Below are 15,171 nucleotides of genomic sequence, written 5' to 3' on the forward strand. Positions count from 1 at the left end.
GGTCGTCTTCATGAACGGATCCAAACGGAACCCCTTCGCTGTCCTCATCGAGTTCTTAGACAAAGTTTTGGTTTGGCTCGGCATCGTTCTGGGAGCCTCCTTGACTATCAACATGATTGTAGCCGTCCTGTTCCGATACGTGCTCGGCCGCCCGATTTTCTGGGCGGACGACGTATCGTTGTATTTGTTCTGCTGGCTGACGTTTATCGGCAGCGCCTTGGCGGTGCGAAGAAAAGAGATGGCGGCCGTAACCATTTTACTCGAAAAGCTTCCGCCGCTCCTAAGAAAGATAGCGGATATTTTGATCGAGCTTTGCGTTTTGTTTTTTGTCGTCATTATGTTCTACTACTCTTATAAGTGGATTGCCAGCCCGAGCGTGCTTCAGCAAATCTCGCCGACGCTTTCGGTCAAGCTGTGGATCATTTATCTCGCGCTTCCGATTTCGATGGTTTGCATGGCGATTTTCACGATCGAATCCATCGTCAACAAGCTGCGGCCGTCCGGTTCGAAGGAGGGAACCCCCGCATGATCGCGCTGATCGCTTTTATCGTCTTGCTGCTTGTGGGCGTTCCGATCTCCTTCGTTCTCGGAATCACGACGATCGTATATATGATGACGGAAGGCAACATGGCGCTGCTTCTGTCCGCGCCTTCCAAACTGTTCAACGGGCTGCAAAATTTCTCGCTCGTGGCCATTCCGATGTTCGTCCTGCTTGGCGAACTCATGAATCGCGGGGGCATTACCGAGCGGCTCATCCAGTTTGCCAAAGTGCTGCTCGGCCATTTCCGCGGCGGACTCGCCTACGTCAACGTGGCGGGCAACGTGTTTCTGGCCTCGATCATCGGCTCGGCCACGGCGCAATCGGCGGTCATGAGCAAAACGATGGTTCCGGTCATGGAGAAGGAAGGCTATCCGCGCGGCTTCAGCGCGTCGCTTACCGCCTCGGCCTCGATCATCGGCCCGCTCATTCCGCCGAGCATGCCGTTCATCGTTTACGGCGTTACGGCGGGCGCGTCGATCTCCAGCCTGTTCCTGGCGGGGATTATCCCGGGCATCCTGTTTGCCCTGGCGTTCGGCGCCTATATTTTCTTTGTCGCCAAAAAGCGCGGGTACCCGAAGTCCGAGCGGGCAAGCATGAAACAAGTGTGGCAAAGCGCCCTGTACGTTCTGCCGGCTCTCTGCATCCCGCTCGTCATTCTGATCGGCGTCACGAGCGGCATCTTTACCGCGACCGAATCGGCGGCGGTGTCGGTGTTCATCGCGCTCATTGTCGGCAGTCTTTTTTATAAGGAATTAAAGTGGGGGCACGTTCCGGGAATTATATTGCGGACGGCGATCACGTCCGCTTCGGTGACCTTTTTGCTGGCGACGTCGGACCTGTTCGGATGGATGCTGAACTTCGAGATGATCCCGCAGGCCATTACGGATGTGTTCCTGACGGTCGCAAACAACGAATTCACGTTTCTTTTGCTTCTGAACGTCCTGCTTCTGGTCATCGGCACCGTTTTCGAAGGGCTCCCGGCGCTCATCATTTTGACGCCGATCCTGCTGCCGGCCGCCGTCAGCTTCGGGGTCGATCCGGTGCACCTGGGCGTCATCATGAACATCAACCTGACACTGGGCCTCATCTCCCCGCCGGTCGGCTCGGTGCTTTTCGTCACGGCGGCGAACTCGGGCATCAAGGTCGAAACGCTGGCCCGAAACGTAATGGGACTATTAGTCTTTTCCTATGTGATATTGCTGATGATTACGTACATGGATTGGACGTCATTGGCGCTTCCGAAGCTGTTCCTCGGAAACTGAACTATCGTCATATGAGCTTTTTGTCGGGCGGACTCTCCGGAGTCCGCCCGACGGAGCCTTAAGGAGTTTTGGAACGGACACGATCCTAGGAGGGAACAACATGCCCGCCACATTAACGGGAACCCCGTCGCATCGCATGATCCTGCGAATCGGGATGGATCACGCCATTATTTCGTTCGGCATGCTGGCATCGCTGATCGGGGAATTCGGCGGCGATATCGTCGCCATCGACGTCATTCGCGCGGACAAGACGTCCACCGTTCGCGACATTACGGTCGCGATCGCGGAGCCTCGTTTTCCCGCCATGATCGAGAGTTTGAAGTCGGTAAACGGGATCGAGCTGATCCATGTGTCGGATCCGACGTTTCTGCTGCATTTGGGCGGGAAAATCGAAATGCAGCCGAAAATGCCCGTGCGCAACCGCGACGATCTGTCGAAGGTGTATACGCCCGGCGTGGCGAAGGTGTGCACCGCGATTCACGAAAGCCCGGGCAAAGCGTTCACGCTGACGATGAAGCGCAATTTCGTCGCGGTCGTCTCCGACGGCACGGCCGTGCTGGGGCTCGGCGATATCGGGCCCGCGGCCGCGATGCCGGTCATGGAAGGCAAGGCGATGCTGTTCAAGCAGCTGGCCGGCGTCGACGCCGTGCCGATTTGCCTGGATACGAAGGATACCGAGGAGATTATCCGGACGATCAAGAACATTGCTCCGGCCTTCGGAGGCATCAACCTGGAGGACATCAGCTCTCCGCGCTGCTTCGAGATCGAGGAGCGGCTGAAGCGGGAACTCGACATTCCCGTTTTCCACGACGATCAGCACGGGACGGCCGTCGTCGTGCTGGCCGGCCTGTTCAACGCGCTGCGGCTCGTCGGCAAGGAGATGAAGGACGTGCGCATCGCGGTGCAGGGCATCGGGGCCGCCGGCGTGTCGATCATCAAAATGCTGCTGGCCGCGGGTGCGTCGCGCATCGTCGCGGTCGACCGCTGCGGCGTGCTGAACCGGCGGCAGGTTTACGACAACCCGATGTGGAACTGGGTGGCGCAGCATACGAACGCGGAGGGGATCGGCGGCACCGTAACCGACGCGTTGGCCGGCGCCGACGTCTTCGTCGGCGTATCCGGGCCGAACTCCGTCACGGTCGACGACGTGAAGGGAATGGCCGCGGACGCGATCGTGTTCGCCATGGCGAATCCGAAGCCGGAAATCGAGCCGGAGCTGATCGCGGGCCATGCCCGGGTCATCGCGACGGGGCGAAGCGATTATCCGAACCAGATCAACAACGTGCTGTGCTTTCCCGGCATTTTCCGGGGGGCGCTCGATTGCCGGGCTTCGGACATCAACGAGGAAATGAAGCTGGCGACGTCGCGGGCGATCGCCTCGGCCGTGACGGATGCGGAGCTGAACGAGCAGTATATCATTCCGTCCATTTTCAACGACAAAGTCGTCAAGGCGATCCGGGACGCCGTCGTCCAGGCGGCCATCGATTCGGGAACGGCGAGGCGGATTCCGCCGGAGTTTCGGAAGTAATTCGAAGCGGGACTGCCGGAGCTTGCGAACGATATTCGGAGCTTGCCGAACGCCGTTTGTCGCCTGTTTGGAGCGCCGAACTTTGCCTGGAGCAGCGGCGTTCCTCTTTTTTACCCTAATATATAACTATACAGCAATATACCTAAATGGTAATATAACGACATGAAAAACGACAAGCTATTTGAAGTGCTGGCCGAGCCGAACCGGAGGGCGATCCTCGATTGTTTGCGCATTCGGGAACGCACGGTCGGGGAACTGGTAGCGGCCTCGTCGATCAGCCAACCCGGCGTATCGAAGCATTTGCGCATTTTGCGGGAAGCGGGACTCGTTTCCGTGCGCAAAGACGCCCAGCGGCATCTGTACAGCTTGAGGGCGGAACCGCTGGCGGAGATGGACAACTGGCTGGAGCCTTATCGCCGGTTCTGGTCGGACAAGCTGGACGCGCTGGAAAAGCGACTGGACGAAGAAGCCGAAAGGGAGGAATAGATGAATGCTGGCCGTCATTCAAAAAACCGCGAACGGGTACACCGCCCGCTACGAGCGCCGTTTGAAGCACCCCGTCGCCAAGGTGTGGGCGATGCTGACCGAGAACGAGAAGCTGGCCAAATGGTTTTCCGAGCTCAGCGTTGACGATTTGCGGGAGGGCGGGGTGATCAAGTTCGACATGCAGGACGGCACGTTCGAGGAAATGGAAATTCTCGAGCTGAAGGCGGAATCCGTGCTCGAATATACGTGGGGCGAGGACCGCGTCCGGTTCGAACTCTATCCGGAGCCGGACGGCTGCCGCCTCGTCCTGATCGAGACGATCGCGAAGCTGACGGACCATACGCCGAAGGATGTCGCGGGTTGGGACGTCTGCCTGGACGTCATCGAAGCGGTGCTCGCCGGCAGGACGATCGAGTCCAGTAAAAGCGCATGGGAAATCAAGTACGAGCAATACGCCAAACTTTTTGCGGAGCTGGGCTGAAGGCCGGGTTTCCGAACGGGAGGAGGAACGCGCATGTGCCGAAATATTCGTACGCTGTTCAATTTCGACCCGCCCGCGACCGAAGAGGAGGTCCGGGCCGCCGCGCTTCAATACGTCCGGAAGGTGACGGGTTTTACGGCGCCGTCCAAGGCGAACGAAGAGGCGTTTCATCGGGCGGTGGAGGAGATTGCTTCCGCCAGCCAGCGACTGTTGGACGCTCTGGTCACGCAGGCGGAGCCGAAAAATCGGGAGGTCGAAGCGGAGCGCGCCCGCGCCCGATCCGCCAAACGATTCGGCACGGCCGAGCGCTGACATCGCCCGCGGTTTCAACGGGGCGGCAGGAAGACGGCCGAGGTCCGATGGTCGAGCGTCGCCAGGCAACGGGAAGCTGTTGGGCGGGCTCAGGTTGGATTTTGTCTGGACAAAATCCGCTGAAGGGTCGAGCGCTATGCTGGCTAACCAAGCCAAACCGGGCCCGCGGGAATCGCGGCGCCCATCTCCGTAGCGGCATCGCTCCGCCGCTACAACGCCCCCTCCGACTGCACGATTTGCATCGCATGCTCGTAGTCGGCCTCGTCCACGGTCGCCGCCAGCAAAATATCGCGCCCGGCGGTCCGGTTATCCGGCCTTCCGTAGCTGACGCCGCCGACTCCGGCGTCCGGCTTGGCGCCGAGGGTGTCGAATCCCTCGCCAGGCGTCATCTTTGGGAACCCGGCGGATTCTCCGGAAATCGCATTCCTCGCGGCATCCGAGTGCTCGGCTCCGTTGCCGGCATAGCCGTCGAACCGTTCGATCGCATATTCGCCTAGGCGCAGCGCCTTTAGCTTTTCCAAAGCCTGCTTGGCTTGATCGGGCGTATGAAAATAGGCCAGTATCGTCTTCTCCGACATCGTAAGGGTTCCTCCAAATCCGATCGGCCGACTGGTCCTTGATGCCACGTAGTATAGACCGGCCCGCTATCCGGTATTCGTCCGGGGGGCGGGATCGGTCTTTTCATTTTGATTTTATTTAACCAAATGGTTGAATAGCGAGCAGTGCATCGGGGACGGGTACTTCGAGTACCGGCTCCGGGAATTGGTTTATCGCGGCGTTCTCGAAATCAAGGGAGTCCCGCGGGCGATGCGATATTACAGCGTCCGGTTGAAGAGCGACGCATAGCGCCGCGTGGCAATTGCCTTTAGCGGAATAACGCGGGAAGAAACGCCTTATACGCAATAAAAGCAAAGGCCGAGCCGGTGCGCGATCGCGCACCGGCTCGGCTCTCCGCGGTTGCATATAAGTCGGGGCTGCCCAACTCAACCCTCCAAGCGCATCTTGCGGCAGGTCGATGGCGGTCGCCCGCCGCCTTATTGATTGATCATGCCGCCGTCGACCGTGTACAAAGACCCGGTGACGAAGGAGGCTTCGTCGGACAGCAGGAAGTTCATGACCGCCGCCACCTCGTGAGGCTCTCCGTACCGCCCCATCGGCGTAGCCGCTTCGTTCGCTTTTTTGAACGCATCGGCGTCGCCGAAGTTTTGCTCGATTTGGCGCATCATGCGCGTATTGATCGTGCCCGGAAGCACCGCGTTGACGCGAATGCCGAGCGGCGCGAGTTCGTTGGCGGCGACCCGGGTAAGGCCGATGACCGCGTGCTTGGACATGATATAAGGGGACATCCCGGGAGCGCCCATCAAGCCGGCAAGCGAAGAGGTGTTCAAAATCGCGCCCGACTTTTGTTTTTTCATGACGGGAATGACGTGCTGGAGGCCGAGGAAAACGCCGCGCACGTTCACGTTGTAAACCAGGTCGAGCGCTTTGACGCTTTGCTCCTCGATCAAACCGGAAGGGCCTTCGATTCCGGCGTTGTTGGCGAAATAGTCGATCGTTCCGAACTTCTCCAACGCTTTGCTTACGTAGTTTTGCACGTCCTCTTCCTTGGAAACGTCGGCGGCTACCGCCAGGGAATTGGAATCGTTCAGGCCGAGCTCCCCTATCGTTTTTTTCACCGCATCCTCGTTCAAGTCGACGAGGACGAGATTGACGCCGCGCTCCGCGAAACGGCGGGCCAGCTCCTTGCCGATGCCTCCGGCCGCGCCCGTAATGACCGCTGTTTTTTGCGTTTGGCTCATTGTATGTTCGCTTCCTTCGTTATGGATTGAAAAACGGGAAATCCGACGCCGTTCCGAGCGCCGAGCTTCTTCCTAAGGGTAACTCCGTTTCGGGCGTTCGGACAATCATCAACCCGTCACAGAAATGTCACGTATTCAACAAAAAGGATTTCCTGTGTTAAGTTAAAGAGAGAAATTGAACATGGGGCCATGGACTTGCCTAGAATGCGCCTGGCGGAACGAACTTATGCGGCCGGGAGGCAAGCGGGCGAATTGTCGCGCGAGGAGGCGGGCTGTTGGCAATGGATGAGCATTTGGATCGGCGAATCCGCAAAACCCGGCAAGCGTTAAAAGAGGCGCTCGTTGCGCTCATTCTGGAAAAAGGCTACGATGCCGTGACGATTATCGATATCGCGGACAGGGCGGATTACAACCGCGGAACCTTTTACAATCATTACGCCGGGAAGGAAGAGCTGCTAAGCGAAATCCACGGCGAATTTTTGCGCCGGACCGGGGAGTCGCTGCTTGAGCCGTACAAAGGAATGGAGCGGGTTGCGGCGGCGGACATTTATCCTTCGATTTTGCTGTTATTCGAACATATCGAAAAGCATAAAGACGAATTTACGGCGCTGCTGTCCGTCGACCGCAAGCTGGCGCTCGAGCTGAACGACGCCCTGCGGGAATCGATGCGAAGGGATATGCATATCGAAATGGAACCGGGCGCGGCGTCCGTCGATTACGAAATCCTGCTAAGCTATCAAATGTCGGCAACGGTCGGCGTCATCATGCATTGGGCGGAAACCCGGTTCAAATATTCGGCGCGCTTTATGGCGGAACAGCTGCATTCGCTCGTGAACGGGCGCATCGCCTTCATCCAATTCAAACGGTAATGGCGCAGCATTTTTTCGGCGAAAAAATCGGGTATTGACCTTGACGCTGCGTCAACGTGTACGGTTAGGTTGTCGGGAGGTGAAGGCATGGAATATACGGTGCAGAAGCTGGGGCAACTCGCGGGAGTCAGCACTCGAACGCTGCGGTATTACGACGCAATCGGCATCCTTAAGCCGGCAAGGATCAATTCGTCGGGATACCGGATTTACGGTCAGGCCCAGGTCGACAGGCTGCAGCAAATTCTTTTTTACCGGGAACTCGGGTTCGGCCTGGACCGCATCAAGCAAATCGTGACGGATCCCGCTTTTGACCCGGCGCAAGCGCTGCAACAACATCGCAAGCACCTGCTCGACAAGCGAAAGCAGTTGGACGCGTTGATCGCGAACGTGGAAAAAACGATTGCTTTGTCCGAAGGGAGAATGACCATGAGCGACAAGGAAAAATTCGAAGGATTCAAACGCCGAATGATCGAGGATAACGAACAAAAGTACGGAGCCGAAGTCCGCGCCAAGTACGGAGACGAAACGGTGGATCAATCCAATCAAAAGCTGATGAACATGACGCCGGAGCAACACGAAGAGGTGACCCGCCTGGCGGCCGAGGTGCAAACGACCCTCGCGGAAGCGTTTCGAACGGGCGATCCGGCCGGGGAGCTCGCACAGAAGGCGGCCGACTTGCACAAGCGGTGGCTGACCTATTACTGGAGCGGGTACAGCAAGGAGGCGCATGCCGGAGTCGCGCAAATGTACGTGGACGACGAGCGGTTCAAAGCGTACTATGACGAAAAACAGCCGGGCACGGCCGAGTTTTTGCGGGATGCGATCCTCGTTTATACGGGGATCGGAAAGCCCTGAGCGCGGAAGCGGGCGACCCTGGCAAAAGCGGAATGCAAAGCACAATGGAAAGCAGATGAAAAGCATGGAGCCTTGCGAGCGGACGTCGTCCGTCGCGGGGCTTTTTTTGCATGGGTCTTCCGCGGATTCCGTTCGCTCCTGCACCTTGATTAAAATATTTACTTATGTTAATTTATTTATATAAGTTAACTGAAAGTTGAGGATAACGATGAAGTCTGACATTCCGCTGCGGGAAATCAAAAAAGCGCGCAACAAGATCGCGCTGTATGAAGCCTGCTTGACGCTGATCGCGCAGAAAGCTTCGCTCCGGGAAGTGATGCTGGAAGACATCTGTCAGCTGGCCGAAGTGTCGCGGGTTACGTTTTTCAAATTTTATCAACGGAAGGAGGATTTGCTCGTTTATTTTATGCGCGTTTGGCTGACCGAGCGGATCGCGGAAATCGAGACGAACGGGATGCGCGGATTCGAGGCCGTTCGGCATTTGTTTCGAAAGGCGGCCGAAGTGTCGCGGGAACGGCCAAGCATCATGGCGAGCCTGGTTTCCTTTTTGGCGGAGACGAAAATGCACCCCTGCATGCCGGAGATGAGCGCGGCGGAAATCCGTCTGCTGTTTCCCGAGTATGAGGAAATCGGCGCCCGGACGCCCCATATGCATCGTTTGTTTTACCGGTGCATGGAAGAAGCCCGGGAGGAAGGGCGGCTCAACCGGAATACGACGCCGGACACGGCGGTAAAGGTGCTGTTCACCGTGTTTTACGGCGCCTTTCTGACGGCGCAGGCGTATGGCGAGGACGATTTCGAGACCATATACGAAATCCATCTTCAATGGATCGAAAACGCGTAGACGAGGAGAATGTACCGTGAGCAAAGTCGTTCCGGGGCGCTATACCGCCCGGATGGAAGGTTCGTTTGCCGTGTTCATGATCGGTATGCGGGTCAACAAACTGTGGGCGATTCCTAAATGGTGGCCGGTGTTCGCGGCGATGAACCCGATGCTGCGGGAATTGTACGCCCACCCCGAGCTTGGCTTTTTAAGCAGCACTTTTCATCTGTCGTGGAGAGGGCTGACCCTCGTCCAATACTGGAAATCGTTCGAGCATTTGGAGAAGTACGCTCGCGAGGCTCCGAACCATCTGAAGGCGTGGCGGGATTTCAACCGGAAGGTCGGTGCGAGCGGCGTCGTCGGGATCTACCATGAAACGTATTTGATCCCCGAAGGCCAGTACGAATGCCTGTACAGCAATATGCCCGTTTTCGGACTCGCCAAGGCGGGGAGCCACGAGCCCGCGACCGGAAGGCGGGAAACCGCGAGCGGAAGGCTGGAGCGTACCGACGGGTTGTGAAGAAATAACCAGAAGTTTGTCGATTCATGGCGTTATTTTTGAAAATATAGGCTATTCATCCCTCCAATCTTCCTATAAAATCTAGATAAGAACGTGGACGTGAAGTTTTCTGACATCCGCAAGGAGGATACGATGAACGCTTATAGAAGCCATGAAGAGATGCCCGCCATTCCTTCTGAGGATCGAATCGCGGCTTATTACCAGCCTATCGTAGCGGTCGATACGCGGCGGATTTTCGGATACGAAGTGCTGGGAAGGGAGAGAACGGGGGATGGCGTCCGCAGTCTCGGGCCCTTTTTCTCGGATGAACGCGTACCGGTCGAAGACCAGGTTCGGGTCGACCGGTTGCTGCGGGAACAGGCGATCGCGAAGCTTGGGGAAACCGCCGAGCCCCCGTTTTTGTTTTTGAATTTGAAGCCCTCGTGGATTTATCGGCACTATCATTCCTCCGGCGAATTGCATACGCTCCAGCTGCTCGAGAAGTACGGTATTTCCCCTTCGAAAGTGTGCATTGAAATTACGGAAGAAGAATTTCGGGGGTCGATGACCGAGCTGAACGAGGTGATCGACGAATACCGGGCGCAGGGCTGCCGAATCGCCATCGACGATGTCGGTTCCGGATTCAGCAGCTACGACCGGATCGCGCAAATTCAGCCGAACCTGTTGAAGGTCGACATCCACATGATGAAAAAAAGCGCCAGCCACCAAGGTTATTTGGGCGTGCTGCGGTCTTTTTCGACGCTGGCGGAACAGATCGGAGCTTCGCTTCTGGTCGAAGGCGTGGAGACGCGGCAGGATTTGCAGCGGGCCATCCAGATCGGGGCCCGTTATGCCCAGGGGTATTTGTTCGCTCCGGCGGAAGCGGAGTTTCGTCCGAAAGACGATTTTGCCCAAGTGATCGGAGAGGAGCTGGAAGAGCACAAGCGAAAGCTGCAAGCCTCCGAACGAATTTGGCTGCAAAAAGGGAAGCGGCTCTTTATGTCCATTGCCGAAACCGGAACCCGGGAACGCCTCGAAGAGACGGAGGAGGTGCGGAGAGACGGAGCGCTTTCGAACGAAGCGTCCGAACGGTATGACGAGGCGATTTCCCGCTGGCTTCCGGATCTCGACGAAGATTGTCTCCGCGTTTACTTATGCATGGACAACGGCATTCAGCTTTCCTCCAATCATTCGCGGAGTCCGGAAGGAACCTGGCGGATCGAAAAGGACTTCCGCGGCTCGGATTGGAGCTGGAGGCCGTACTTTATTCCGCATTTGTCGCATGCGGAACCGCGGACGGAATCGAAGATTTCGACCAAGTACGCGGATTTGGATACCCATGCCTGGATTCGCACCGTATCGCTGCCGATCGGCCGGGAGCTCGTCTTGTTTTTGGATATCGTAGACCGTACGATTTGACCGCCCAGGGCGTTCGCGCGAACAAACCGGGATTCCTCTTTTTAGGGGAATTCCGGTTTTTTTGTCGTTTATCCATATACTTTTTGATGAAATTATTAGATTTTAACAACAAAATGATTTATTATTTGTTTAGTTTTTATAAGAATCTAACAACAAAGAAAGTCAGGCACTGACTTGGGGAGGCCATTCATGGGCAAGACGATCAAAATCGGCATCGTAGGATACGGGAACCTGGGCAAGGGCGTGCGCCAGGCGATCGGACAAAATCCGGACATGGAACTCGCGGCCGTGTTTACGAGGAGAGAGCCTGCCGGGCTGCAAGCGGGGGAGAACGTCCGCTTCGAGGCTTTCTCGGCGATCGAGTCTTATATAGGGAACATCGACGTCATGATTTTATGCGGCGGATCCGCTACCGATTTGCCGGAGCAAACGCCGCATATCGCCCGCTGGTTCCATACCGTCGACAGTTTCGACACGCACGCGAAAATTCCGGAATTTTTCGAGACGGTAGACGCCGCGGCTTGGCAGGGCGGCAAGCTGAGCATTATTTCGACGGGCTGGGATCCGGGGCTGTTTTCGCTGAACCGGCTGCTGGCCGAAGCGATTCTCCCGGAAGGAAAGGAATACACGTTCTGGGGCAAAGGCGTCAGCCAGGGACATTCCGACGCGATTCGGCGCATCCCCGGCGTGAAAGCCGGCGTTCAGTATACGGTGCCGGTCCCGGAAGCGATCGAGCGCATCCGCTCCGGCGAGACCCCCGATTTGCAAACGCGGGAAAAGCATTCGCGCCATTGCTACGTCGTAGCGGAAGACGGCGCGGACAAGGAGCGCATTCGCGAAGCGATCGTGACGATGCCGAACTATTTCGCGGACTACGATACGACCGTGACGTTCGTTTCCGAAGAGGAGCTGAAAGCCGAGCATGGCGGCATGCCGCATGGAGGCTTCGTCATCCGCAGCGGCACGACCGGAAGCGGCACGAAACAACGGATCGAGTTCGGCCTGACGCTCGGAAGCAACCCGGAATTCACGGCCAGCGTGCTGGTCGCGTGCGCGCGGGCGGGCTTCAGGCTCGGCGAGCAAGGGGCGGTCGGAGCCAGAACGATTTTCGACTTGCCGCTCGGCTTGCTGTCGCCCAAGTCGCCCGAGCAATTGCGCCGGGAACTGCTGTAACGGTTTCGATTCACATTCAGGATAAACAAAGGAGCGCCGCATTCTAGTGACAACGTTAACTTCCGCGCAAGCGCAAACGTCTGCCGAAAGCTACGTGCAATCGGTCTATGAAAATGTCGTCCGTCGGAACCCTCACGAGGCCGAATTCCACCAGGCGGTCAAAGAAATTTTCGATTCGCTCGTTCCCGTTTTCGCCGTTCACCCGGAATATATCGAACATAACATTTTGGAACGGATCGCGGAACCCGACCGCGTCGTTACGTTTCGCGTGCCTTGGGTCGACGACGAAGGGAACGTTCGGGTCAACCGCGGATTTCGCGTGCAGTTTAACAGCGTGCTCGGTCCCTACAAGGGAGGAATCCGGTTCCATCCGTCCGTCAACGCGAGCATCGTCAAGTTCCTCGGCTTCGAGCAAATTTTCAAAAACAGCTTGACCGGCCAGCCGATCGGCGGCGGGAAAGGCGGATCCGACTTCGATCCGAAAGGCAAATCCGACGGCGAGGTCATGCGGTTTACCCAAAGCTTTATGACGGAGCTGTACAAGTACATCGGACCCGACACCGACGTGCCGGCCGGCGATATCGGTGTAGGGGCCCGGGAAATCGGATTTATGTTCGGCCAGTACAAGCGGATTCGCGGCGGCAACGAAGCCGGGGTGCTTACGGGCAAAGGCATCGGCTACGGGGGCAGCCTCGCGCGGAAGGAAGCGACCGGTTACGGCTGCGTCTATTTCGTGCAGGAGATGCTGGCCTCCCGGGGTTTAAGCTTCCGGGACAGCACCGTAGTCGTGTCCGGGTCGGGCAACGTTTCGATTTACGCGATCGAAAAAGCGCAGCAGCTGGGCGCCAAAGTCGTCGCCTGCAGCGATTCCGACGGCTATATTTACGATCCGGACGGACTGGATCTGGAGACGATCAAACAGCTGAAGGAAGTGGAGCGCAAGCGCATCAAGGAGTATACGCTCGCTCGCCCGCAAGCGGTTTATACCGAGGGTTGCTCGGGCATCTGGTCCGTTCCGTGCGACATCGCGCTGCCTTGCGCGACGCAGAACGAAATCGACGAGCAGGCCGCTTTGCTGCTGATCGAAAACGGAGTCAAGGCAATCGGCGAAGGCGCCAACATGCCTTGCAACCTGGAGGCAATCGGGGCGTTCCAACGCGAGGACGTCCTGTTCGGGCCGGCGAAGGCGGCCAATGCCGGAGGCGTGGCCGTCTCCGCCCTGGAAATGGCCCAAAACAGCATGCGTTTGGCCTGGACGTTCGAGGAAGTGGACGCCAAGCTTCACGAGATCATGCGGAATATATACGGCAGATGCGTCGACGCGGCCGAACGTTACGGGTATTCCGGCAATCTGGTCGTCGGCGCCAACATCGCCGGGTTCGTCAAAGTGGCGGACGCCGCGATCGCGCAAGGCGTCGTCTGAACCCGATCGTTTATACGGGGCCGGCTTCCTTCTCCGGAAGGGAACCGGCCTTTTCCATAATCAAATAGACCGGACAATGATCGCTGCCCAGCACGTGGGCGTCGATGCCGGCATCGACGAGCCCGGGACGGAGCCGTTCCGAAGCCAAAAAATAGTCGATGCGCCAGCCGACGTTCCGTTCCCTTACCTTCGGCATATTCGACCACCAGGTGTAGGCGTCCGTCCGATCGGGATAGAAATGGCGAAACGTGTCGACGAATCCGCCTTTCAGCAGCAGCGTCATCTTTTCCCTTTCCTCATCCGTAAAACCGGAGTTTCCGCGGTTGGACCGGGCGTTTTTCAAATCGATTTCGCAATGGGCGACGTTGAGATCTCCGCAGACGACAACCGGTTTTTCGGCGTCCAAAACTTGAAGATAACGCAAGAAGCGATCCTCCCACTCCAGCCTGAGCGGAAGCCTGGAAAGGTCCCGTCTCGCATTCGGCGTATACACGTTGACGAGATAAAAGCCTTCGAACTCCAGCGTCAGGACCCGCCCCTCGGGCTCCGAATCCTCCTCCAGCCCGTAACGCACGCTCAGCGGCCGCATTCTCGTAAAGACGGCGGTGCCGGAGTAGCCTTTTTTCTCGGCATAGTTCCAATACTGCGTATAGTCTTCGCCGATTTCCAACCGGATTTGCCCCGCTTGCAGCTTCGTCTCCTGAATGCAGAAAATATCCGCATCCGCCGCTTTGAAATAATCGTAAAAGCCTTTGTTGACGCAGGCCCTGAGCCCGTTCACGTTCCAGGATACAAGCTTCATTCGACGGCTCTCCTTGCTTTCTATCGTTGATTGCTATCGGGATGTCCTATGTAAGTATACAAAATTTTTTGCCGCAAGCGGTTGACAAAATGTTCTAGAAGAGGATAGAATCAACCTGCCGGAGTAAATGATAATGATTATCATTATTACTTAAATCGGCGAGATTCCATCGTCGACGGGAGGAATGCTTCAAATAGGGACACAGGCTTGAACGCAGTCGTGCATCTGGTAAAGACAGGCTTTGTCGGATAGGTCCAATAGCAATCAAGCGTACAAATCCAAAAATCGAGGAGTGTTTGATGATGGCAAAAGCGATGAAAAAACCCTTGTCTTTGATGTTGATGGCGCTTCTGGCGCTCGTTCTGGCGTTCCCGGTCTCCGCGGCCAGCCAGGAATATGTATTCTACTACGAAGGCGAATATCATGCGCACTCGAGCTCGTTCATCAACGGTCCCGCAGACGTTACGGGAAATACGGTGACGATCACGCTTGCCGGAGATTACTTCCCTTATCTGTATGCCGACGACGGCAATGGCAACTATGTGCTGGCGTCCCGAACGGTATCCGGCGGGAATACGACGTTCACCTTTACGAATTCAGACCCGAGCGAGAACATCCCCGTGCAGCTGTTCGTTTCCGTCACGTATCCGGGCGGAAGCCATAACGCCTTGTACGATCTCGAGATCGTTTGGTAAAAACCCGCGATAAGGAAGCGGCCCGGTCCTCCCGGCCGCTTTTTTCATTATCGCGAGCGAAAAAATAGATTGACAACAAAAGTTGGTTAAATATAGAATGTTGTTTGATTATAAATGATAATGATTATCACATTCATTTAGATGATCTTTATCGTTCCATCGTCATCGGCGGTCTATCAACAAATCGAGGGGGGCTGCTTCGAA

General features: G+C 56.9%; 18 protein-coding genes. 15 read left to right on the forward strand and 3 right to left on the reverse strand.

What is annotated here, in order from left to right; all coding sequences use genetic code 11:
• Positions 1-10: 10 nt before the first annotated feature.
• The 6 genes from JW799_RS08730 (at position 11) to JW799_RS08755 (ending at position 4,610) form a co-directional block, all read left to right on the forward strand.
• Positions 11-529, forward strand: a complete 519-nt coding sequence (locus JW799_RS08730) for a TRAP transporter small permease (RefSeq protein WP_080832111.1) — start codon at positions 11-13, stop codon at positions 527-529.
• Positions 526-1,803, forward strand: a complete 1,278-nt coding sequence (locus tag JW799_RS08735) for a TRAP transporter large permease (RefSeq protein WP_080832110.1) — start codon at positions 526-528, stop codon at positions 1,801-1,803. Before JW799_RS08730 ends, JW799_RS08735 begins: the two co-directional genes overlap by 4 nt.
• Before the next feature lie 100 nt (positions 1,804-1,903).
• Complete coding sequence (locus tag JW799_RS08740) at positions 1,904-3,331, forward strand: NAD-dependent malic enzyme (protein WP_275901452.1); 1,428 nt, start codon at positions 1,904-1,906, stop codon at positions 3,329-3,331.
• Positions 3,332-3,493: 162 nt separating this feature from the next.
• Complete coding sequence (locus JW799_RS08745; protein WP_080832109.1) at positions 3,494-3,817, forward strand: ArsR/SmtB family transcription factor; 324 nt, start codon at positions 3,494-3,496, stop codon at positions 3,815-3,817.
• Between the two features lie 4 nt (positions 3,818-3,821).
• On the forward strand, positions 3,822-4,298 hold the full coding sequence (locus JW799_RS08750; protein WP_205429420.1) for an SRPBCC family protein: 477 nt from the start codon (positions 3,822-3,824) through the stop codon (positions 4,296-4,298).
• 33 nt (positions 4,299-4,331) lie between these two features.
• Positions 4,332-4,610, forward strand: coding sequence for a DUF2277 domain-containing protein (locus JW799_RS08755; RefSeq protein ID WP_205429423.1), 279 nt, complete (start codon positions 4,332-4,334; stop codon positions 4,608-4,610).
• Between the two features lie 209 nt (positions 4,611-4,819).
• On the opposite strand, the gene JW799_RS08760 is transcribed toward JW799_RS08755, so the two are convergent.
• Entirely contained in the window at positions 4,820-5,188 is a 369-nt protein-coding gene (locus tag JW799_RS08760; RefSeq protein ID WP_205429425.1) for a hypothetical protein, read from the reverse strand.
• Between the two features lie 130 nt (positions 5,189-5,318).
• Here JW799_RS08760 and JW799_RS08765 point away from each other — a divergent pair, with 130 nt between their 5' ends.
• A complete protein-coding gene (locus JW799_RS08765) occupies positions 5,319-5,456 on the forward strand; it encodes a DUF3658 domain-containing protein (RefSeq protein WP_080832105.1) in 138 nt (45 codons plus the stop codon).
• Positions 5,457-5,644: 188 nt separating this feature from the next.
• On the opposite strand, the gene JW799_RS08770 is transcribed toward JW799_RS08765, so the two are convergent.
• Positions 5,645-6,409, reverse strand: a complete 765-nt coding sequence (locus JW799_RS08770) for an SDR family NAD(P)-dependent oxidoreductase (protein WP_205429427.1) — start codon at positions 6,407-6,409, stop codon at positions 5,645-5,647.
• A gap of 281 nt (positions 6,410-6,690) precedes the next feature.
• Here JW799_RS08770 and JW799_RS08775 point away from each other — a divergent pair, with 281 nt between their 5' ends.
• The 7 genes from JW799_RS08775 (at position 6,691) to gdhA (ending at position 13,470) form a co-directional block, all read left to right on the forward strand.
• Positions 6,691-7,278, forward strand: a complete 588-nt coding sequence (locus tag JW799_RS08775) for a TetR/AcrR family transcriptional regulator (protein WP_240353585.1) — start codon at positions 6,691-6,693, stop codon at positions 7,276-7,278.
• 87 nt (positions 7,279-7,365) lie between these two features.
• On the forward strand, positions 7,366-8,133 hold the full coding sequence (locus JW799_RS08780; RefSeq protein WP_080832102.1) for a MerR family transcriptional regulator: 768 nt from the start codon (positions 7,366-7,368) through the stop codon (positions 8,131-8,133).
• Positions 8,134-8,341: 208 nt separating this feature from the next.
• The gene (locus JW799_RS08785) at positions 8,342-8,977 is read left to right on the forward strand and encodes a TetR/AcrR family transcriptional regulator (protein WP_205429428.1); all 636 of its coding nucleotides are present in this window, start codon (positions 8,342-8,344) and stop codon (positions 8,975-8,977) included.
• A 16-nt stretch (positions 8,978-8,993) separates the two neighbouring features.
• Positions 8,994-9,476, forward strand: a complete 483-nt coding sequence (locus tag JW799_RS08790) for a monooxygenase family protein (RefSeq protein ID WP_205429429.1) — start codon at positions 8,994-8,996, stop codon at positions 9,474-9,476.
• A gap of 132 nt (positions 9,477-9,608) precedes the next feature.
• Positions 9,609-10,874 (forward strand): EAL domain-containing protein, encoded by a 1,266-nt coding sequence (locus JW799_RS08795; RefSeq protein ID WP_205429430.1) that lies wholly within the window; start codon positions 9,609-9,611, stop codon positions 10,872-10,874.
• Positions 10,875-11,063: 189 nt separating this feature from the next.
• The gene (locus tag JW799_RS08800; protein WP_205429431.1) at positions 11,064-12,047 is read left to right on the forward strand and encodes a diaminopimelate dehydrogenase; all 984 of its coding nucleotides are present in this window, start codon (positions 11,064-11,066) and stop codon (positions 12,045-12,047) included.
• A gap of 46 nt (positions 12,048-12,093) precedes the next feature.
• A complete protein-coding gene (gene gdhA, locus JW799_RS08805; protein ID WP_205429432.1) occupies positions 12,094-13,470 on the forward strand; it encodes an NADP-specific glutamate dehydrogenase in 1,377 nt (458 codons plus the stop codon).
• A 10-nt stretch (positions 13,471-13,480) separates the two neighbouring features.
• On the opposite strand, the gene JW799_RS08810 is transcribed toward gdhA, so the two are convergent.
• On the reverse strand, positions 13,481-14,272 hold the full coding sequence (locus JW799_RS08810) for an exodeoxyribonuclease III (protein WP_205429434.1): 792 nt from the start codon (positions 14,270-14,272) through the stop codon (positions 13,481-13,483).
• A gap of 302 nt (positions 14,273-14,574) precedes the next feature.
• Here JW799_RS08810 and JW799_RS08815 point away from each other — a divergent pair, with 302 nt between their 5' ends.
• Entirely contained in the window at positions 14,575-14,967 is a 393-nt protein-coding gene (locus tag JW799_RS08815; protein WP_080832095.1) for a hypothetical protein, read from the forward strand.
• Positions 14,968-15,171 lie beyond the last annotated feature (204 nt).

Source organism: Cohnella algarum (genome assembly GCF_016937515.1).
In the GTDB taxonomy this organism is placed as follows: domain Bacteria; phylum Bacillota; class Bacilli; order Paenibacillales; family Paenibacillaceae; genus Cohnella; species Cohnella algarum.

Bases quoted from the DNA above. Each gene is read 5' to 3' on its own strand.
- JW799_RS08775 (WP_240353585.1), top strand. From the start codon at position 6,691: ATGGATGAGCATTTGGATCGGCGAATCCGCAAAACCCGGCAAGCGTTA.
- JW799_RS08785 (WP_205429428.1), top strand. From the start codon at position 8,342: ATGAAGTCTGACATTCCGCTGCGGGAAATCAAAAAAGCGCGCAACAAG.
- JW799_RS08815 (WP_080832095.1), top strand. From the start codon at position 14,575: ATGGCAAAAGCGATGAAAAAACCCTTGTCTTTGATGTTGATGGCGCTT.
- JW799_RS08745 (WP_080832109.1), top strand. From the start codon at position 3,494: ATGAAAAACGACAAGCTATTTGAAGTGCTGGCCGAGCCGAACCGGAGG.
- JW799_RS08795 (WP_205429430.1), top strand. From the start codon at position 9,609: ATGAACGCTTATAGAAGCCATGAAGAGATGCCCGCCATTCCTTCTGAG.
- JW799_RS08735 (WP_080832110.1), top strand. From the start codon at position 526: ATGATCGCGCTGATCGCTTTTATCGTCTTGCTGCTTGTGGGCGTTCCG.
- JW799_RS08770 (WP_205429427.1), bottom strand. From the start codon at position 6,409: ATGAGCCAAACGCAAAAAACAGCGGTCATTACGGGCGCGGCCGGAGGC.
- JW799_RS08800 (WP_205429431.1), top strand. From the start codon at position 11,064: ATGGGCAAGACGATCAAAATCGGCATCGTAGGATACGGGAACCTGGGC.
- JW799_RS08750 (WP_205429420.1), top strand. From the start codon at position 3,822: ATGCTGGCCGTCATTCAAAAAACCGCGAACGGGTACACCGCCCGCTAC.
- JW799_RS08755 (WP_205429423.1), top strand. From the start codon at position 4,332: ATGTGCCGAAATATTCGTACGCTGTTCAATTTCGACCCGCCCGCGACC.
- JW799_RS08780 (WP_080832102.1), top strand. From the start codon at position 7,366: ATGGAATATACGGTGCAGAAGCTGGGGCAACTCGCGGGAGTCAGCACT.
- JW799_RS08730 (WP_080832111.1), top strand. From the start codon at position 11: ATGAACGGATCCAAACGGAACCCCTTCGCTGTCCTCATCGAGTTCTTA.
- JW799_RS08740 (WP_275901452.1), top strand. From the start codon at position 1,904: ATGCCCGCCACATTAACGGGAACCCCGTCGCATCGCATGATCCTGCGA.
- JW799_RS08810 (WP_205429434.1), bottom strand. From the start codon at position 14,272: ATGAAGCTTGTATCCTGGAACGTGAACGGGCTCAGGGCCTGCGTCAAC.
- JW799_RS08760 (WP_205429425.1), bottom strand. From the start codon at position 5,188: ATGTCGGAGAAGACGATACTGGCCTATTTTCATACGCCCGATCAAGCC.